A 20,328-nucleotide genomic window follows, 5' to 3' on the forward strand; every position below is an offset into this window, starting at 1 on the left:
AATTTCAGAAAGTTTTTTTCTGATAGGCAGGTCTTAGTTACTATGACAGAAAAACAAAAGCGATATGAAGCGCTGGTTCATGTCTACCACAGTGAGCTTTTTCGCTTTGCATATTGGTTGTGTCGTGATCAGAACATTGCTGAAGACTTAGTGCAGGAAACCTTCCTGAGGGCTTGGCGTGCCTTGGATTCACTGCAAGATCAACAAGCGGTAAAACCTTGGCTGTTAACTATTTTACGTCGTGAAAATGCACGCCGGTTTGAACGTAAACAATTTGATTACGCCGATGTTGAAAACGACACCCTTGTGGATGAACAAAGTACAACCCTTGATGCTGAAATGGAACAAACAGTGATTCAACGACAAATAGGAAAGTTATCACAAGAGTATCGAGAGCCATTGCTATTACAAGTAGTAATGGGTTGCTCTGGCGATGAAATTGCCCAGATCCTCGATTTAAATAAAAATACTGTCATGACACGACTTTTCCGTGCCAGAAACCAGCTTAAAGAGGCTTTAAGCAGTGATGATGACCAACTTAGAGGAGCATCAAATTAATGGATGAACTCGAGTTTCGCCGCCGCATCCTCGCCGAGCCAAGCACTATTGATAAGGAACTTGAAGCGTTTGCCGAGCAGGACACAGATAAACAGGCGTTTATTGATGATGTACGTGCCTTTGACGATGATCTTAGCAAGGCACTTAACATTCCTGTGCCTGAAAATTTAGCGAAGCGAATTATTGATAATACTTATGCCGCTGAAGACGCGCCTTCAGAGCAGCCGCTAGACACCATTATAGAGGCTAAGTCGCGCTTTGCCTTTAATCGCCTGTATTTAGCCGCTGCAGCGTCGTTTTTAGTGGCAATTAGTGTGTTCTTTTTCACTAACAAACAACATACGTTATACAGTGTCGGTGAGCATGCTTTTGCGCACCTTTACCATGAGATTGGCTCGCTGGATAAACATGAAGCAATAGACCTTGCCTATGTGAACGAAAAGTTTGCCACCATTGGCGGACATTTAGATGAGCTACCAGGTAAAGTAACTTATTTAATGTTTTGTGACTTTCAAGGTAAAAAAGGTCTGCACTTGGTGTTTGAGTCTGATTTTGGCCCGATGACGGTATTCATTGTGCCTTCTGACGAGCAACCATTTGGCACCGGCTCTGACGATTTCAATGATGAGCGTTTCGCTGGCCACATCAACCGTGGTGAGCGAGCGGATACTATCTTAATAGCGAGTATTGGCGCTCCACTTGATAGCTACAACAGTATGATCAATGACGCCATTCGCTGGCTGCATTAATACCTACTCGTAGTAACACAAATTACAAGCACAAAAAAACCGCAGTCACTGCGGTTTTTTTATCGCTATAAAGCAGGTTACTTACAAACGTCTGCTACTGCATTTGCAAAGTAATCAATGTTTGCATCACTGATACCCGCTACGTTTACACGGCTAGAACCAACAATGTAGATTGAGTACTCTTTTTGTAAGCGTTCGATTTGCTCTTTATTAATACCTAGGAATGAGAACATACCATTTTGACGGTCAATAAATGAGAAGTCTTGGTCAATGCCTTTTGCTGCTAAGCTTTCTTTGATTAAAGTACGTAAGCCATTAATACGGTTACGCATTTCATCAAGCTCGTCATGCCACATTTGCGTCAGCTCAGTGCTGCCTAAAATCGTGCTAACAATGTCAGCACCGTGTGCAGGCGGCATTGAGTAGATGCTACGTACAACGCTTAATAATACTGAGTTAGAGATATCAGCAGTTGCTGCATCTTTAGCAATGATTGAACATGCACCGATACGCTCACGGTATAAACCGAAATTCTTCGAACATGAAGAACAGATGATTAACTCATCAACCGCTGCAGCTAATTTACGTAGACCCGTCGCGTCTTCTTCAAGGCTTGAACCAAAACCTTGGTATGCAATATCAACAAGTGGTGTGAAACCAACTTCAACAGCAAGATCAGCAACTGTGCTCCATTGCTCAGCGTTTAAATCCATACCGCTTGGGTTATGACAACATGCGTGGAATAACACAACATCACCTTTAGGCACTTGCTTAAGGGTGTTAATCATGTCATCAAACAAAAGGTCTTTATTTTCGTAATCGTAGTAAGGGTATTCTTTTACTGTTAAGCCTGCCGCTTCAAATAAGCTAATGTGGTTTGCCCACGTTGGCGTTGTTACCCATACCGTCGCATCTTTGTTACAACGCTTAATGAATTCAGCTGCAACACGAAGTGCACCTGTACCACCTGGTGCTTGTGCAGTGCGAACACGGTTTGCTAATAACGCAGGATGCTCACCCAGTAATAGGTTTTCCATTTTTTGACAGTAATCAAGGTTACCTGCCAAGCCAATGTACGATTTACTGGTTTCGTTTTCTAAACGAAACGCTTCCGCTTTTTTAACCGCTTTTAATACCGGCGTATTGCCTTGCTCATCCTTATAAACACCTACACCCAAATCGATTTTCTTTGGGTTTGTATCTTGTTTAAAGGCCGCCATTAGGCCAAGAATTGGATCTGTTGGTAATGGTTTTAATTCTGAGAACATTGACTATCTCTTTTTTATAGGGGGTTGGCGTTGCCACTAGCTTAACATAAAAACCCAGCCTGATTACTAGTTAAATTAGACCAAGAGTTGAGGAATTTTAATACAACAAGCCACAAGTAATGCGAGGGTTTGCTGATCAAAGAAATCATTATTAAATGCTTCAGCATCTATAATACCTAAGCATTCATTTTTGTCTGACAACAGTGGTAAGCACGTCTCTGCTTTCACTTTAGGATCGCAGGTATAATACTCACCACCTTGTGCAAGGTAATCGGCTACGTTATTAATAACGCGGCCTTGCTTAGAAAGCGCAACTTGAACATTGTTACTGCCTTTAGCAAACGCTTCAGTAAGCGGGAATAAAGGACGACTCGGTGCACCGTGATAAACCAATTTTAGTAACTGAGGACCTTCGTCTGTCTCTGTTGCTTGATAAATACCGAACCAATCAACGTGAGTCTGGGCCACAAAAAAATCGATAATTTGCTGAAGCTTCGCTAACTTTTCTGTATTCGTTTTATCAGCAGCAACATACTCGTTTAATTTGAATGGTTCATCTTGTAAGTAACCAAATAAGCTACATGCACCACCTTCGCCAAGTTCAGGAATTTGATACTCCCAACGCACCGCTGGTAATACTGATTCTGTAAGGTATTGTTCAAGATTTGATAATTGCTCAGCAACCAAGTTTTCTGGTAATTCAAGCTGAGCTGTCGATAAGTAGTTAGAAATCATTTAGCCATCCAAACATCTATAATGCCAGAATGATAACATGCGATTTTAGTGTGAGCTAGTACTGCTTGCTGTTAATTGGTAATAAATTTCAACTTGGTTGCCTGCACTATTGAAGGTCACTTTTGAGGCTACTTCCCCAAGTAAGCACAAGCCTCTGCCATGCTCTCTTACAAGGCTTTGTTGGTTTGCCAGATCTTTACTAAAACCATTTCCTGAGTCGCAAATAGTAAAATATAAAGCAAGTTCTTCTGGGCAATAACGAATATCAATAATGATTAAGGCATCGGTTAAATTAGCGAGGGCCTCTTCACGTTGTTGATAATAAATTAAAAAGCCATCTTCTTGATTTTTGACCTCTGAGTCGAGACCTAACACCCCATGATCTAAAGCGTTGTTATACGCTTCTGAAAGTATCAAAAAGATATTAGCGCGATGTGCGTTTAACCCAGCTACTTTGCTTATTACATCAACAACTTCCAGCACGGGGTCAGTGCTTTTGATTTGTTTTGAATTTAAGCTCAATGAAAAATTAAAGGGTAACGCAGATAGCGGCTCAGATATTTGCTCAGGCTCACGCATTGCAAAGCAATTTAATAATACTAGGCTCAAGTCATCTTGTTGTTTATTACCACGGGCAAATTTATTGACTCGTTCTAGTACTTGCTCAGTCGAAATAGCCGGTTTTGAAGCAAGCACTTTTTTAAAGCGATGCTCACCAAAGTACTCGTCATGTGGGCTAGTCGTTTCGATAATACCATCGGTTGCCATGACAATACGGCATGTGTCTTCTACTTCAATATGAATAAGTGCACGTTCGAATTCATCTTCTTCTAAAATACCCAGTGCCATGTGCTGAGATTCAAGAGTCCGTATGAGCTCCCCTTGCTGGTTTATAATATAGGTATCAGGTAAGCCACCTAGCCATGCAGAGACACTTTTTCCGGTATTGCTAAGCTCGATGATGGTTGCCGCACAGAACATGTGCCCTGGTAATAACTTACCTAATACTGAATTGATTTCGGCGGCAATATCACTCACTGACATGCCCTTACTCACCATGGTATAAAACACTCTTGAAGCAGGCAGTGCGCCAACCGCAGCAGCTAAACCATGACCAGTAAAATCACCGAGCATACAATACAAGCTGCCAATGGGGCTTTGTGCGACTAAAAACATATCGCCATTGAACATGGCAGCAGGTGACAAATGAAAATCTAAATGGTTTGGAAAAGACTGTTGGTTCTCGAGGGCGTTATTAAAAATATGTTCAACAATTTCATGTTCGCGTTCGACTTGATTTTGATGGTATTCAAGTTGTAGATTTTGTTCTCTCGCCTTTTGGCTTAAATTTCTGATCCGGCTATGCGCTTTAATTTTCGCATTAAGAATGACCTCTTGAAACGGTTTATGTAAAAAGTCATCGCCGCCAACCGCTAAACAACGCTCAAAACTCGCTTCATCTTCTAAAGAGGTAATAAAAATAATCGGTAAGTAAACTTGGCTAAAGCGCTCTTTGATAATCGCTGCCGTTTCAAAGCCATCCATCACAGGCATAATGACATCAAGTAGCACGATATCAATGGTGTGCTCTTCAAGCAGATTTAAAGCAACGAGACCATTTTCAGCGCTATAAACTCGATAGCCCTGCTGCTCTAACATCACGGTCAATAAGCGACGATTTAAGGCTAGATCGTCTACAACCAGAATATTAAGCATCAATCAATATCGAACTTTTTGTCAAAACGTGAAATCTGTAGGATTTTTTTCAGCTGTGGTTGGCAATTGCTAATTTGAATTGTTTCAACCTTGCCTGTTAGGTTTTTTTCATGTTCAGCAACATACCTAACGCTGAGCTGTCCATGTAATCGGTTTCTCTGAGGTCAATGACCACCTTATTGATATTGTTATTTAGATCGGCATACGCCTGACGAAAAGATTGCACCAAATTAAAATCAAATTTTCCTTTGATTTGTACGGTTAAAATAGCGCCATCAGCAGAAGTGCTGCGCGTTAAACTCATAATAAACTCCTAATAAACAAATCTTTCCTGATACTTAATTAAATATAACCGCTTAGAACAAATAAGCCAAAAATTAAAACACTTAGGATGAAATTTGTTATCATTTAGTCAAGCATCTACAACGAGATCCACTATGAGTGATAATAATCTAGTTTATTCAACTGCGACGGGTCGCATTGAGCAACCTAAAGAAAGCAAACCAACTCAAGGTAAAATTTTTAAAGACGGCTTTTTGCGTATTGAACGTCAAACCAAAGGCCGCAAAGGTAAGGGTGTGATGTTAGTTGTTGGTATCGACAGCGAGCAGCACGACTTAAAAAAATTAGCTAAAACCATTAAAAGTAAAATGGGCCAAGGTGGTGCAGTCAAAGAGGGTATCATCGAGGTTCAGGGTGATGACAGGGATAAGCTAAAAGCTATTCTCGAAGGGTTAAAATTTAAAGTTAAAATTGCAGGGGGCTAATCGCCCCCCCTTTAGTTCTTTAATTTTAAGCGCTCAAATAGCGCTGGCAGTTCATCTTCAGACACCGGTGGGCTGTAATAGAAACCCTGCACGATATAGCAATTATTGTTTTGTAAAAACTCAATCTGCTCAATGGTTTCTACCCCTTCTGCAACAACATTAAGCTTCAGCTTTTGTGCCATAGCAATAATCGCGACGGTAATTTCCATATCATTACTGTCTTGTGGAATATCTTTCACAAACGAGCGGTCAACTTTCAAAATATCAACAGGGAAACGTTTTAGGTAACTCAGTGACGAGTAGCCAGTACCAAAGTCATCAATTGAAATTGATACGCCCAACGCTTTTAACTGATGCAGTTGTAAAATAGCAGCTTCAACATGCCCCATTAACATACTTTCTGTTAATTCAAGGTGTAAGCGCTTAGGCTCAACCCCGGTTTGCTTGATGATTTTATCAAGTGTCGACACCAAGTTCGCATCTTTAAATTGACGTGCCGATAGATTGATTGAAATATTATTCTTTAAGTCTTGGCTTGCTAAACGCGCTGCAAACTCACACGCTTCTTGCAAGATCCACGCACCTAACTCAACAATTAAGCCGGTTGCTTCAGCAATAGGAATAAACTTAGTCGGTGGGATCATCCCTTCATTTGGGTGGAACCAGCGAATAAGCGCTTCGTAGCCAACGACCTGATTATTGCGACAATCAACTTGTGGCTGATAATAAACTCTAAACTGCCCTTCGCGGATACCCGTACGTAACTCATTTTCAATAAATAAGCGCTCGTTTGCTGCGGCATTAAGCTCTTGACTATAGAAGTGGAAGGTATTGCGCCCTTTCGCTTTTGCTTCATACATAGCAAGGTCAGCATGTTTAAGTAACTGATCTTCTTCTTGGCTATCAAACGGTGCCATCGTGATACCAATACTGGCACTGATGATCACTTCATTGTTACCTAATTTGATTGGCTCATTAAGCGTACGCTGAATCGTATTCGCCACTTCCATAGCATGAGTTTGATGCTCAATACCGCTTAACAGGACCGCGAATTCATCGCCGCCTAAACGCGCTATTGTATCTTCGGTACGCAAACGCTTTTTCAAACGGTTGGCCACTTCAACTAACAATTGATCGCCTGCATCATGCCCTAGCGTATCGTTGATACGTTTAAATTCATCTAAGTCAAAATAGAATAAGGCAAATGCATAATGACCACGCTCAGCAAGTGCCATTGATTTACGCAGCTGCATTCTGAAGAAAGTTCGGTTAGCAAGCCCAGTTAAGGTATCAAAGTAAGCCAGTTGCTCCATCTTACGCTGACTTTCTTTTACGAACGAAATATCTTGAGCTGATGCCACGTAACTGGTGATCTCACCACCATCTTCACGAATTGGTGAAATACTTAGCGAAACCCAAACAGATTGACGTTCATTGGCTTGTAATAAGGTATCCCCGCGCCAGTAATTTCGGCTGCGTAAGTCGATATCAATGTCATCGACCAAAATCGCCATTTCCTGCGAGATAATGTTCATCAATGGTGAGCCAATAAAGTGACGCTCCTCAAAACCGGTCATTTCTACCATTTTCGGGTTCACGTATTTGATCTCAAAATCTTGATTGGTGATCACCACACCGGTGCCAGAGAAAGCCACAGCTTTAGATAAGCGATTCGCCGCTTTTTCAGCAATTTCTTTTTCACTAATGCGCTGGTTCAAGCCATCAATCAATTTACGAATTTCAATAGCCATGTCTCTAAATGAGCCATTTAGCGTGCCAATTTCATCTTTATTGGCCTTTGGAAACTCAGTTTGTAATTGCCCTTTGCCAAAACTAACTACGGCATTAACCAATGAATGAATACGACGCAGTACCAGTTGATAAAGTGCTTGATGCAATAACAAGGCAACTAAAATAGCGTACAAAATAAACAAGCCGAAGAATTTTACTTTTAACTCTTCAAGGGCTGAAAGTGCCGACGAGCGTTTTTTATAGATACCAATATACCAATTGAGATTTTCCACTTTACGGATATTGATAATGTGGGTTTCACCATCTTGTACGAATGAATTTGCCGACTCAGGTAACTTTAAACGAATGGTTTCAGACACGAGTTTTTGCAGATCAGGGTTTACAAAATCTTCGGTGAGTAATTTTTTACCTTCACGACCATATTGCTCAAGCGTTGTTTTATCTAAATCTGGGTGAGCTAATAGCTGACCTTTTGCATCGAACACCAACAAATGCTGCTCTCGGTCACCAATAGGCAGCTGTGCCAATAAGGTTTCAAGCGCGATATCACTGCCCGTGACACCAAAAAATTCGTTATCAAGGTAGATTGGCACAAGCACACTAACCACCCACTTATGCCAAATAGTGTCGTAATACACTTTTGACCAAACCGCTTCTCGGCTTGGGTTAGTCGCAGCTTGAGCATAATTAAATGTCTCGCCTTTGGTAAAATCAAAACTACCAGGTACATTGAGTGCCCAGTTAGGTGGTGCGATACGAATAAAGTTATCTTTGGTGACAAGGTAAAAATTAAAGAAATCTTGAATTAAGGTCGGTGAAACGATTTTCCAGAGTGACTCAGAATCGTTTATAAGCTGTTTATAAAATTCAGAATATTTATCTTGAGGGAGAAACGCAGCCGATAAGCCATCTTCTGAGGTACTACGAATACTGCCATCAAGGGCAAATTTGAGTTCTGCGTCGCGTTTACTTTGTAAATGCGATTCGTTGTGAAGGAGTTGGCTGCTTACGACGTTATTCGCCTGCTCAGCAATATTGATTTTGGTTTTAATCAAGCGGTTAAACTGACGACTCAAGCGTTCACTAGAGTGCTTTAAAAGCTCATGCTCTTCAAAAACAAGCTGTTTTTCTTCAGATTTAAGCATTAAAGCCGCAGCACATATACCCGCAATCAAACAGATCGCAGAGATCAGCAGCGACAATTTCATACTTAATGAATTCACACCAAAACGTGATGGCGGTCGTCGATACACCACAGGACTACCTTATTAATAATTGTTATTATTTATTGTGCAAAAACAAATATACCAGAATCATTTTTATATTTATAAATTTTTTATAAATATAAATGAATTTTCTGAGTAAACACCTATGTTTTCTAAATTAGCTGCGATCGGCGGTTGACTTTACGTACAAGTGTTTTTACATTAATCCAATGAAACAAACTATCTCTCGCACTTACTTTTCGTTTTTTAGCTTCTTTAGATAGAGGAGGCTTAACTGTTTGCGAGATAAATTCACCGAATAGCTAAAGCCTCCCACTTGGGAGGCTTTTTTGTTTGTGCACTGTTTTGGAATGAGGAAACCAACATGAGCATTGATACATTAAATGCGTTACGACACGATATTAATGAAATAGATTCCGACTTACTGGTGTTACTGGCTAAAAGACGCCGTATTAGCCACAGCGTAGTTGAATATAAAATTGCTAATAACAAACCAATCCGCGATGAAGCTCGCGAACAAGCATTACTCGAAAAGCTTATCAATTATGGTAAGTCGCTCGGACTGGATGCGTACTACATTAATAATGTGTTCCAAACCATTCTTGAAGATTCGGTTTTAAACCAACAAGCCATGCTACAAAAGAATCTTAACCCAGAAGCGATGAGCGAAACGCACCGCGTTGCTTATTTAGGTGGTCAAGGCTCTTATAGCCAATTAGCCTGTCATAAATATTTCAGCCGCCGCCCTGGAAAAGTCATTGAAATGGGCTGCTCAAGCTTTGAACAAATCACTGGTAAGGTTGAAAGTGGCCAAGCTGATTTTGGCTTACTACCAATTGAAAACACCAGCTCAGGAAGTATCAATGAAGTTTTCGATTTATTACAACATGCGCAAGTTTCAATCGTTGGTGAAGTAACTCACAGCGTTGAGCACTGTTTATTAGCAATGCCAGGGACTGAGCTTTCTCATATTAATAAAATCTTTGCTCACCCACAGCCGTTTGCTCAATGTAGCCGCTTCATTCAGGGTTTAGGTGATATTCAACATGAAACCTGTGATTCAACTTTCCATGCATTACAATCAGCGGTAGAAACTGCAAATAGCGCCGCTATCGGTTCAGCGCAAGCAGGTAAAAACGTTGGATTAGAAGTCGTTAAATCAGGCCTTGCAAACCAAAGCGAAAACCACAGCCGCTTCATTGTTGTCGCGCGTAAACCGCTGCAAGTATCAAAGCAAATTCCAACTAAAACCAGTTTAATTATGGCCACCAAACAACAAGCAGGTTCGTTGGCTGATGCCTTAATGATCTTTAAGCATCATCAAATCAACCTAGTAAAATTAGAATCTCGCCCAGTTCCAGGTAACCCATGGGAAGAAGTGTTTTATGTTGACCTTGAGGCAAACCTTGATGACTTACATGTTAAGCAAGCGCTTGAAGAGTTGAAAGAACACACCCAGTACACACGTGTATTAGGCTGTTATCAAAGCGAGTCTTTGCAAGCTGTTAGTGTGTAATAGGCAGCCTAGATAAGATGAATGAAAAGGAGCTGATTGGCTCCTTTTTCGTATAATTTCATCTTAGATACTTGCACCCAATGCCCTGTCTAAGCATAATCTTGAAAACAATTAGACATTGGATCTTTCATGAATTGGTTAGCAGAATTAGCAACTAAAAGAACACCTTGGTTATTATTAGCCTTTATCTCCCTCGCTTTCGAAGTCACCGCGTTATTTTTCCAATACAACATGGGGCTTGAACCCTGCATTATGTGTATTTATCAACGTACTGCTGTTCTAGGCTTACTTGCTGCGGGTGTTATCGGTGCGATTAACCCACAAAATATGGTTCTTCGACTCGTTGCATTTGCCACTTGGGGCGTCTCTGCAATTTGGGGTTACTTTATTGCTAAAGAACATATTGCAATGCAAAACAATACCGACCCTTTTGCATTTAGTTGTGCATTTGAACCTAACTTCCCAAGCTTTATGCCACTGCATGAGTGGATCCCTAGCTTCTTTGCAGCCACAGGTGATTGCGGCAATATCGATTGGCAGTTTGCTTCTATGAGCATGCCGGCTTGGATGGAAGTTATTTTTGCGGCGTTTTCAGTGGTATTTATAGCCGTAGTAGTTAGCCGTTTAGTGAGCAAAAAGTCGCTGTAATGATTTATTTTTTTACTAGTCAAATCCCCGCTTTAAAAGCATTTAAAGTAAGGCAACGCCAGCAAATTATTGCCCTTGCTTTGGCTCATTTAAGCCCGAGCAAAAAAATTATTTTATCGGTGTGCAAGCTTGCCTTTTTAGCACCATTATTTTTAGGTTTAGCTTACTTTGAAGGCTGGATGCTCATCCCTTGGTTGTTGTTAGCAGGTTTAAGTTACCCCCTTATCACAACACCTATCGAAAACATGTTCGCGTTAGCCCACTTAGACAATGCTATCGATGAATTTAAACAGGGCGAATAACGCCCTGTTTAGGTGTATAGCCTGCTGTTTATAATGTAATTTTTCCCTCAAGTTTAGCAAATAGCTTATCGCCAATTCCTTTTACTTCTTTTAATTGTTCAACCGATTTAAACGGACCTTGCTTAGTACGATGTTCAACAATCGCCTTCGCTTTTGATTCACCGATTCCTGGTAACTGAGTTAACTGCTCAATGCTGGCTTTATTAATACTCAGCTTTTGCATTTTAACTTGTGTTGCTTTGGTTGGTGTTTCGGCTGATGCCTGTGTCGTTGGCAGTAATGCAAGACTAGTGGCAAGTAAAATACTTGATAGTAGTTTCATAATTTCCTCCATGATGTCCATCTTGGACAAATAGTTAGCTGTTACCCAACACTCACTCCATCGCTTGTGTTTAACTTTGGGTAACATTTTAAATAAAGCTAATGTCCCTACTATTGTCAAATTTGCTGAATAAATATTTTCGCTTGCTACTTGCAAAGTAAAGCGCGAAGCATTACTGTATATAAAAACAGTAATCAAGGTGGCGGTTTTACGCTACAAATGCCACGCTTAAATGCAGGAGAAATCATGGCTGTTGTTGTTAAATATGTTGTAGAAAGAAACGGAGTCGAGCGCATGACGTTTACTACTAAAAAAGAAGCTGATGCGTATGACAAAATGCTCGACATTGCTGAGTCATTAGAACTAATGCTTGAAAAAGTTGATGTACCATTAAGCGAACAACAAATTGAATCGCTGGCACTTGAAATGGCAAAAGAAAAAGATCAGTTTATGGCGGTGCTTAAAGGTGCTAAAGAAGTAGATCCGAAACCTAAAAAAGCAAAATCTGCAGATAACGTATCAGATATAAAAGAAAAAGCGGCTAGCTAAAAGCAAATTTAGATCATAAAAAAGGGCAACATCAGTTGCCCTTTTTTGTACTCAATCAAAAATTACAGTGATGATTCTACCTCATCAAATAAATCTGTAATTTCTTTTTTCGGCTCAGCCGTCATCAGGCTCACTACGACAATCGCAATAGTCGATAAAACAAAGCCCGGGACAATCTCATAAAGGAGTGCACTCAGCGTTTGACCATGAATAGTAATTGGCGCATAAATCCAAAACAGGACTGTTGCAGCACCGACCACCATACCACTAATCGCACCTTGCAAGTTCATACGTTTCCAGTAAAGACTAAGCAGCACTAATGGGCCAAATGCAGCACCGAAACCTGCCCAAGCATTACTAACCAAATCAAGAATCGAGCTATCACGGTCATAAGCGAGGTAAATAGCAAGAATTGCTACCAGCATTACGCTGATACGGCCGACTAAAACAAGCTCTTTTTGTGATGCATTGCGGTTTAAATAGATTTTATAAAAATCTTCTGTAAGTGAGCTTGAACACACCAATAACTGCGACGAGATGGTACTCATAATGGCGGCTAAAATTGCTGCTAATAAGAAGCCTGCAATTAAAGGATGGAAGATTAGCTCAGACAACACTAAGAAAATGGTTTCTTTATCATCAATTGGCATTTGGTTTTCAAGCATATATGCCGCACCAAAAAGACCTGTTAATACAGCACCAATTGCTGAAAGTGTCATCCACGACATACCGACACGACGCATAGTTGGCATATCTTTTACTGAACGTACCGACATAAAACGCACAATAATGTGTGGTTGACCAAAATAACCAAGGCCCCATGCCATAGCAGAGATAATGGCAATCGTTGAGCCACCGGCAAACCAATCCATCATATTCAGGGCATGGATCTCAGTGTCTTTCGGTGAACTTAACAGCAAGTCATAACGTGCATTTGCTAAGGTATCCATAAACGGTTGATCCAGCATGGTATAGGTTGCAATCGGCACTGCCAGTAGCGAGATAAACATGATACAGCCTTGCACAAAGTCTGTAAGGCTCACTGCTAAGAAGCCACCAAACAAGGTGTAAATAACAACAACACCCGTTGTGATGTAAAGACCCATCTCGTAACTCATATTAAATGAATTTTCGAATAACTTGCCGCCAGCAACAACGCCTGATGAGGTATACAAGGTAAAGAAAACAATGATTACAATCGCAGAAATAACACGCAGTATATTTTTATTATCATCAAAGCGGTTAGCGAAGTAATCAGGAATGGTGATTGAATCATTTGCTTTTTCTGTGTACACACGTAATCGAGGTGCAACTAAAAAGTAGTTAGCCCAAGCGCCTAATACGAGACCTATAGCAATCCAAACTTTGCTTAAACCAAACAAGTACATTGCACCAGGTAGGCCCATAAGCAACCAACCACTCATATCTGATGCGCCAGCTGAAAGCGCAGCAACACTTGGTGATAAATTACGACCACCTAGCATATAACCTGATACATCATCTGTGGATTGCTTATAAGCATATAGCCCAATCCCCAGCATAACGATGAAGTACAATGCTAACGAAATTATCATTCCTGTTTCCAAATTAGCCTCCAATAATTGATTAATGTTGGCTTTTAATCCGAATAATGACTCGCAAGTTATTTAATTTAAAGACATTATTGGGGTAAAAACCGATATCACCCATGACTATAACACGCTTCCCCCTACAACTCCAATCAAGCCGTTGAGTGACATGGCACAGAATTACAACCTTTTCATAACAAAAATGTGATATTTAATCGCAAGTTATAGAATTTCATCACAATTTATCCTAGTCTTAAGATCAAAACAAAATCAGTATTTATCCTCAAATACGCGCATTTAATTAATGCTATTTCAGGCACAATGGCATATATTGCTCATGGATAAATGAATTAACCGAAGTGGACATGCTAGGACTATGTATTTTTACGCTGCACGCCAACCTATTTTAGATAAGGAAAAGAAACTTGTCGGCTACGAACTCCTATTTAGGGATGGCGTAGATAACGTGTTTCCAGACATTGATGGCGATGAAGCAACATCACGACTCATTGAAGGTAGTCAGTTCAATTTTGGTTTAGAAGATTTAACGGATAACAAACCAGCGTACATTAATTTCACTTTAGAGACACTCCAAAAAGGCTACCCACTTTTATTGGGTAAAGAACAAGTCGTTGTCGAAATTCTTGAAACTATTCAACCTGGTAAACGTTTACTTGCGCTGGTTAAAGATCTAAAAGAGCGAGGCTATACACTGGCACTTGATGATTACATACACCAACCTGTATGGCGTCATTTTTATCCGTATATCGATATGATCAAAATTGACTTTTTAACCTGCGATCAAGAGTCAATTGAAGCGGTTATTGAGGCAATCAAACCTCATCCGCATATCAAGTTGCTTGCCGAAAAAGTGGAAACATACGAGAAATATCAGCTGGCTCTAGAAATGGGCTTTAGCTACTTTCAAGGCTTTTTCTTTTCGAAACCTGAGATGGTACAAAGTAAAACTTTACCACCTTCTGAGATGGCTCTTGCCGAGCTTCTATACGAAACATCGAGTATTGATTTAAACCTCAGAAAAATCACTGAGGTGTTTGAACGTGACGTTAACTTATCTTATAAGTTGCTACGCTACTCAAACTCAGCGGCCTTTAAACGTCGCGCTGAAATCAGCACTATTAAACAGGCACTTATCGTATTAGGTAGTGAAGAAATTAAACGTTTCTTGTCGCTGCTATTTGCAGCTCAAGTTTCAGCGGATAAACCTGCTGAGCTTATTCGCCTATCGTTAACCCGTGCTCGGTTTGCTGAATTACTCGCAATCAGCCACGGCAAATTGCGAGATACAGGTATGGCATTCTTAACGGGTATGATGTCGTTGATGGATGCTATCTTAGATGAAGACATGCCAAGCGTTATGAATAAGCTACCGCTAACCGTCGAAATAAAAGATGCACTGCTTAAAGATGAGGGCCTGTTAGCGACTTATTTAAGACTGGTTAAATTCTATGAGCAAGCGAACTGGGAAAAAGCGAAAGAAATCCAACAACAGTTAGGTCTTAAGCCTGAAGAAGTACCAGACGCTTACCACGATGCATTAAGTTGGTCTAATGACCAAATGAGTGTGTTTGGGGATTAATACCAATTCGCTTAAAGATATAAAAAATGCCAGCAATTGCTGGCATTTTTTTGAGTTGAATAATCTTAAAGATTCTCTAAAAAGTCTTCATCAAAATCATCAGGCTCTTTTTCTACTGGCGGATTGCCGTCATATAGCTCATACAATTGACGCTGGAAGTAGATATCTTTCATAAAGATATATGGGTCAAGCGACTCATTTAATAAGCTTTCTTGCGGCATTAATGAAGCACGTGCCTCTACTGCTTTCAGTGCAAACACCAATATAGTCTGTGGCGTCGTTAAGGTGATTTCAGGTAACACAAAGTTATCAACCACATCACCGGTTAGGTTTCGTGCAGTACTTGGCCCCATACCTGGGATCATTAAGTAAGCACCATCACCCACTCCCCATACGCCGAGGGTTTGACCAAAGTCCTCATCAACGATTTCTAAACCCAATGATGAAGCAACATCAAAGAAGCCGAGTAAGCCCACCGTCGAGTTCACTAAAAAACGCGCAAAACTAATGCCCATATTACCCGGTTTACCCTGTAAACCAGCATTAACCATGTCAGTCGGTGCAGTGATGTTATCGGTAAAATTAACAATACTGCGTCTAACCGGTGCGGGGGTTACAGTGATGTAACCAACGGCTGCTGGGCGAAGAATATACGCATCAAGTACGTCCATATTAAAATCATACATAGGACGGTTAAATGATTGCAGAGGATCTCGTTCATCCACTTTTTCTTCTGGTATCTGTGCGCATCCTGCAAGCACTACAAAAAAGATAAAAAATATACTGTGCCTAAACATCGGCTATCCTTACGGTATTAACTCATTAATTAGCAACGAATATTCTTTAACGTTTGCACGCTCTAAGACATCCGACTTGCCTTCCAACTCGCCGCTAGAAGTTACCACAGTTGCATCTTTTGATAAACGCGCAGTTAAAATAATTTTATCGACACTCGATAGATTCAAGCCATCAACCATGGCATTCGTATCACTTAACGTCACGGTTAGCGGAAAACTGTATTCGGTCATTTTAACCACAGCTAATGGCATTTGTGGGCCACTGGCTGCTTTGGCAAATACAAATAACGTACCGTTTTGTGGCTGTGAATCAACCAGTGCCGGGTCTAAATCAACTGTGATGCTAATTTCACTGTTTGTCGCTTTTGCTAACTCTGTATTCGTTGCTTGCTGCTCATTATTTAAGTGGGCATCAATTTCAGCAATACGCTCTGCAATCATGCTATAACGCGGATCGTTTTGCTGCATACTTGCAAGCAATACTTCAAATGCAGTTTTAGCTTGTAGCCAATCTTTACGTTCATACGCAATCAAGGCTAATAATGAGATTGCATCAATATTAGTTGGCTCGGCTTTTAACACTCTTGATAACATCGTCGCTGCACGAGACATATTCGCATCACTGCCTTCCATTAGCAGAACTTGCGAGTAGCTGATCAGCACTTGCTTGTTATCTGGGTTCATTTTAAGAACCTTATCAAATGACTGCATTGCCATATCAAATTCATTTAATGACATTGCAACTCGACCAAGTAGCATCCACGCCACTTCATCATCACCACTTTGATCAAGCTTAGTACGCAGTGCTAACGCAAACGCTTGTAGCTCATTCGGGGTTAACGGCTCACCTTCTTGCATCACGGCACGCTCGCCATATGACTTAAGATTTGCCATCGCGTCATGCCAGCCTTTAATTTGCTGCTGGCTACCCGTATAACCATAAAAGATGGCTGTTAAAACAATTAAAAAGCCTGCGCCAGTAAGTGCAAAAATACGGTTATTACCTTTACTGTTTAACGCTTTTTCTGGAGACAACTCATTGAGCAAACGACGCTTTTGTTCGATAACTGACTCATCGTGCATTTGTGCATCAATACGTTGGTTATCTAGTTCAGTTTTAAGCTCATCTAAACGTTGATGATAAATTCGGATTAATTCCGAGTTTGCATTGTGATCAAGGCGTTGAATTCGTTCGCGTTTAAAAAACGGTACGACAACAAATAGCAATGCAATCAGTGTGAGTAAAACAAAAGAAGCCCACATTAATGCCATCTAGCTTTGCTCCTGACGTTGATTTTGTTCAATTAACTTTGCAAGTAACGCTTCGTCTTGCTCTGTCCATGTTTGTTTTACTGATGCCTTACGTTGGCGTAAAACGATAAAGCCAAAGCCAAGTATCACAATCAATACTGGTAATACCCATAACACTAACGTTGCTGGCGTTACAGGTGGGTCGTAATGTACAAAGTAGCCATAACGGTCAATCATATAATCAATGACTTCATCTTTGCTTTTACCATCTTTCACCAGCGCCAACACTTTATCGCGTAAGTCTTTGGCTACAACCGCGTCTGAGTCGGCAATGTTTTGGTTTTGACATTTAGGACAACGTAGCTCCTTGGTAAGCTCACTGAAGCGTACAGCCTGCTCTTTATCATCAAATTGATATTTGTCTTGCTCTGCAAATGCGCTAAACGTGATAAGCAAACTTGCTAAAAAATCACGAGTCTCATTACTGTAGCTCCTGCATTAACGGTGCGAATTTAGCTCGCCATACACGTGGGTTAATATCACCGGTATGGTGCAGCAAAATGGTGCCTTGCTTATCAACTAAGAAGGTTTCTGGCGCGCCAGACACCCCTAAATCAAGGGCTAATGTGCGTTTTAAATCTAAGATATTGAATTGATACGGGTCGCCAGCACGATTAAGCATACTGGTGACATCTTCGCGTAGTGCGTTAATATCAAACTGGCCATCAAAGTCTGGGTCGTAGCCTTGCTCGTAGTATAAGCCAACAATCTTAACACCCTGCTCTCTTAGCTCAGTCAAGTAACCTAACTCAGCTAAACAGGTCGGGCACCATGTGCCCCACACATTAAGTAGGTACACTTCACCCTTTAAGTCGGCATCTGTCCAACGTTTTGACTCATCCATCAAATCGGGCAAATTGAATGCAGGCATCGCGTGTCCAATACGCCCTGTTTGTAGCTCACGCGGATTAGCAAACAAACCTTGGTATAAAAACACACACAGTAAAACAAAAACCAGTAACGGTGCTAGCGCAAGTAGTTTACGGTTCATGCTGATGCCTCCTGCTTAGTCGATTTCTGGCGATAACGTTTATCACCAAGCACTAAAAAGCCAGCCAATGAAATTAAAATACCACCAAGCCACATCCAACGAACATACGGTTTATGGTAAATACGTAACGACCACGCACCTTGGCTTAATTGCTCGCCCAGTGCTAAATACAAGTCGCGTGTAAAACCAGCATCCACAGCGGCTTCTGTCATAAATTGCATACCGATGTCATAACGACGTTTCTCAGCGTGTAACACGGTTACTTGTTTATCGTTTTTCAGCACGGTGACAACACCTGCATGGCCGCTATAGTTAGCACCACGAATTGTTTTAACACCATCAAAGCGGTACTGGTATTCATTTAATGCCACGGTTTCGCCTGGCTTCATTGATACATCACGCTCAACTGAGTAAGCAGAGGTTAGCGTTACGCCTGCAATCACAAATGCTAAACCAATGTGACCTAAAACCATCGCCCAATAACTTAACCCTAATCGTTTAAAGCCTTCGCCTAAGGTTTTATGAATTGTTACTTTTGCCGCTAAATCAACCAGAGTAGTAACAAAAATCCATACCGCTAATGTTGTTGCAATAAAGGTAATAGGTGCAATCACATCGTAGCTAGAATATAACCACGCTGCTGTTGCTACTAGGCTTAAGACGGCCGATAGTGCAAATTTATTTTGCAGCATCGACCATTTGTTTTGTTTCCAACGTAATAGCGGGCCGATGCCCATTAAAATGGCAAACGGTACCAGTAGAATCGCAAACATCTTGTTGAAGAACGGTTCACCAATCGAGATACTGCCTAAGCCAAGTTCTTTGTGGATCATTGGCAATAATGTACCCAACAATACAATTAGCGTTGCCACTACTAAGAAAATATTATTTAGCCAAAGCGCAACTTCACGTGAGGCAAACTTATAACGGCCTTCACTTTTCACCTGTGAAACACGCAATGCATAAAGCGATAAACCACCACCGACGACAATGGCTAAGAAAGCTAAAATAAACATACCGCGATTAGGATCTGAGGCAAAAGCATGCACAGATACAATAATACCCGAACGCACAATAAAGGTACCCAGTAAGCTTAACGAGAATGCTGCAATAGCGAGTAATACTGTCCACGACTTAAAGACACCACGCTTTTCGGTGGTTGATAATGAGTGAAGCAATGCGGTTGCCACAAGCCATGGCATTAATGATGCGTTTTCAACTGGATCCCAGAACCACCAGCCACCCCAGCCGAGTTCTGAGTATGCCCACCAACTACCGATGGTAATACCGAGTGTTAAAAAGCCCCATGCAGTCATAGTCCAAGGACGAGACCACTTAGCCCAGGTATTATCAAGCTTTCCAGTAAGTAGTGCCGCAATAGCAAATGAGAACGACACAGATAAACCCACATAGCCCATATAAAGCAATGGCGGGTGAATAATCATGCCAGGGTCTTGCAATAACGGATTTAAATCGCGACCTTCAACTGGGAAATACGGTAATAGGCGCTCAAATGGGCTCGACATTAACAAGGTGTAAAGCATAAAGCCAACACCTAAAAAGCCTAGCACACCGAGTACTCGGGCACGTAAAACCCAAGGTAATGATTGCGAGCGCATAGCAACAACTGCAGTCCAGCCCGCTTGCATCACTAACCAAAGTAAAATTGCTCCCTCATGACCACCCCATGTCGAGGTAATTTTGTAGTACCAAGGTAAGGTGCTACTTGAGTGATAAGCAACATACGAAACGGTAAAGTCATCGGTTAAACTGGCATAAATAAGTGCTGCAAATGATAAAAGCACAAAGACAAACTGACCAATTGCCAGTGATGGGGCTGCGCGCATTAAACGTAAATTGCCGGTATGCGCCCCCCACAAAGGAAAAATACACAGTAAAACACTGAGCACCATGGCCAGTGTTAAAGAAAAATAACCGAGTTCTGGGATCATA

At 41.1% G+C, this 20,328-nt stretch carries 18 protein-coding genes and 2 pseudogenes; 8 read left to right on the top strand and 12 right to left on the bottom strand.

Annotated elements, in window-relative coordinates:
• Positions 1-3: 3 nt before the first annotated feature.
• Both P4S60_RS11875 and P4S60_RS11880 read left to right on the top strand, forming a co-directional pair.
• Positions 4-558, top strand: a pseudogene (locus tag P4S60_RS11875) (sigma-70 family RNA polymerase sigma factor); the annotation flags it as partial.
• A complete protein-coding gene (locus P4S60_RS11880) occupies positions 558-1,307 on the top strand; it encodes a DUF3379 family protein (protein ID WP_337116083.1) in 750 nt (249 codons plus the stop codon). The pseudogene P4S60_RS11875 and the gene P4S60_RS11880, both read left to right, overlap by 1 nt.
• Positions 1,308-1,384: 77 nt before the next feature.
• Here the strand turns inward: P4S60_RS11880 and P4S60_RS11885 are convergent, their stop codons facing one another.
• The 4 genes and pseudogenes from P4S60_RS11885 to P4S60_RS11900 form a co-directional block, all read right to left on the bottom strand.
• The gene (locus P4S60_RS11885; RefSeq protein ID WP_337116084.1) at positions 1,385-2,575 is read right to left on the bottom strand and encodes an amino acid aminotransferase; all 1,191 of its coding nucleotides are present in this window, start codon (positions 2,573-2,575) and stop codon (positions 1,385-1,387) included.
• Between the two features lie 75 nt (positions 2,576-2,650).
• On the bottom strand, positions 2,651-3,310 hold the full coding sequence (locus tag P4S60_RS11890) for a GAF domain-containing protein (RefSeq protein WP_337116085.1): 660 nt from the start codon (positions 3,308-3,310) through the stop codon (positions 2,651-2,653).
• A 45-nt stretch (positions 3,311-3,355) separates the two neighbouring features.
• Entirely contained in the window at positions 3,356-5,026 is a 1,671-nt protein-coding gene (locus tag P4S60_RS11895) for an ATP-binding SpoIIE family protein phosphatase (RefSeq protein WP_337116086.1), read from the bottom strand.
• Positions 5,026-5,330, bottom strand: a pseudogene (locus P4S60_RS11900) (STAS domain-containing protein). Before P4S60_RS11900 ends, P4S60_RS11895 begins: the two are co-directional and overlap by 1 nt.
• Positions 5,331-5,463: 133 nt before the next feature.
• Here P4S60_RS11900 and P4S60_RS11905 point away from each other — a divergent pair.
• A complete protein-coding gene (locus P4S60_RS11905; protein WP_119853477.1) occupies positions 5,464-5,793 on the top strand; it encodes a stress response translation initiation inhibitor YciH in 330 nt (109 codons plus the stop codon).
• Positions 5,794-5,804: 11 nt separating this feature from the next.
• Here P4S60_RS11905 and P4S60_RS11910 read toward each other — a convergent pair whose 3' ends face one another.
• Positions 5,805-8,801 carry a bifunctional diguanylate cyclase/phosphodiesterase gene (locus P4S60_RS11910; RefSeq protein WP_337116087.1) on the bottom strand — a complete coding sequence of 999 codons (2,997 nt, stop codon included), beginning with the start codon at positions 8,799-8,801 and terminating at the stop codon, positions 5,805-5,807.
• A 334-nt stretch (positions 8,802-9,135) separates the two neighbouring features.
• On the opposite strand from P4S60_RS11910, the gene P4S60_RS11915 reads away from it, so the two are divergent.
• From P4S60_RS11915 to P4S60_RS11925, 3 genes are all read left to right on the top strand, one after another.
• Positions 9,136-10,287 carry a chorismate mutase gene (locus P4S60_RS11915; RefSeq protein WP_063706658.1) on the top strand — a complete coding sequence of 384 codons (1,152 nt, stop codon included), beginning with the start codon at positions 9,136-9,138 and terminating at the stop codon, positions 10,285-10,287.
• 129 nt (positions 10,288-10,416) lie between these two features.
• The gene (gene dsbB, locus P4S60_RS11920; protein WP_063706656.1) at positions 10,417-10,935 is read left to right on the top strand and encodes a disulfide bond formation protein DsbB; all 519 of its coding nucleotides are present in this window, start codon (positions 10,417-10,419) and stop codon (positions 10,933-10,935) included.
• The gene (locus tag P4S60_RS11925; RefSeq protein ID WP_337116088.1) at positions 10,935-11,237 is read left to right on the top strand and encodes a DUF6170 family protein; all 303 of its coding nucleotides are present in this window, start codon (positions 10,935-10,937) and stop codon (positions 11,235-11,237) included. The genes dsbB and P4S60_RS11925 overlap by 1 nt, the downstream gene beginning before the upstream one ends.
• Before the next feature lie 28 nt (positions 11,238-11,265).
• Here P4S60_RS11925 and P4S60_RS11930 read toward each other — a convergent pair whose 3' ends face one another.
• Entirely contained in the window at positions 11,266-11,559 is a 294-nt protein-coding gene (locus P4S60_RS11930; protein ID WP_105181452.1) for a ComEA family DNA-binding protein, read from the bottom strand.
• 246 nt (positions 11,560-11,805) lie between these two features.
• Here P4S60_RS11930 and P4S60_RS11935 point away from each other — a divergent pair, with 246 nt between their 5' ends.
• On the top strand, positions 11,806-12,108 hold the full coding sequence (locus P4S60_RS11935) for a YebG family protein (RefSeq protein ID WP_337116089.1): 303 nt from the start codon (positions 11,806-11,808) through the stop codon (positions 12,106-12,108).
• Between the two features lie 62 nt (positions 12,109-12,170).
• Here P4S60_RS11935 and putP read toward each other — a convergent pair whose 3' ends face one another.
• Entirely contained in the window at positions 12,171-13,682 is a 1,512-nt protein-coding gene (putP, locus tag P4S60_RS11940) for a sodium/proline symporter PutP (RefSeq protein ID WP_337116090.1), read from the bottom strand.
• A gap of 370 nt (positions 13,683-14,052) precedes the next feature.
• Here putP and P4S60_RS11945 point away from each other — a divergent pair, with 370 nt between their 5' ends.
• Positions 14,053-15,276, top strand: coding sequence for an EAL and HDOD domain-containing protein (locus tag P4S60_RS11945; RefSeq protein WP_337116091.1), 1,224 nt, complete (start codon positions 14,053-14,055; stop codon positions 15,274-15,276).
• 65 nt (positions 15,277-15,341) lie between these two features.
• Here P4S60_RS11945 and P4S60_RS11950 read toward each other — a convergent pair whose 3' ends face one another.
• The 5 genes from P4S60_RS11950 to P4S60_RS11970 are packed head-to-tail and all read right to left on the bottom strand — an operon-like array spanning position 15,342 to position 20,327.
• Positions 15,342-16,073, bottom strand: a complete 732-nt coding sequence (locus P4S60_RS11950; protein ID WP_063706648.1) for an MlaA family lipoprotein — start codon at positions 16,071-16,073, stop codon at positions 15,342-15,344.
• A gap of 9 nt (positions 16,074-16,082) precedes the next feature.
• The gene (ccmI, locus tag P4S60_RS11955; RefSeq protein WP_188727184.1) at positions 16,083-17,345 is read right to left on the bottom strand and encodes a c-type cytochrome biogenesis protein CcmI; all 1,263 of its coding nucleotides are present in this window, start codon (positions 17,343-17,345) and stop codon (positions 16,083-16,085) included.
• Entirely contained in the window at positions 17,346-17,780 is a 435-nt protein-coding gene (locus tag P4S60_RS11960; protein ID WP_337116092.1) for a cytochrome c-type biogenesis protein, read from the bottom strand. It abuts the gene before it with no gap.
• 25 nt (positions 17,781-17,805) lie between these two features.
• A complete protein-coding gene (locus tag P4S60_RS11965; protein ID WP_063706642.1) occupies positions 17,806-18,375 on the bottom strand; it encodes a DsbE family thiol:disulfide interchange protein in 570 nt (189 codons plus the stop codon).
• The gene (locus P4S60_RS11970) at positions 18,372-20,327 is read right to left on the bottom strand and encodes a heme lyase CcmF/NrfE family subunit (protein WP_337116093.1); all 1,956 of its coding nucleotides are present in this window, start codon (positions 20,325-20,327) and stop codon (positions 18,372-18,374) included. Before P4S60_RS11970 ends, P4S60_RS11965 begins: the two co-directional genes overlap by 4 nt.
• Position 20,328 lies beyond the last annotated feature (1 nt).

It is taken from the genome of Pseudoalteromonas sp. Hal040, assembly GCF_037162425.1.
In the GTDB taxonomy this organism is placed as follows: Bacteria; Pseudomonadota; Gammaproteobacteria; order Enterobacterales; family Alteromonadaceae; genus Pseudoalteromonas; species Pseudoalteromonas gelatinilytica.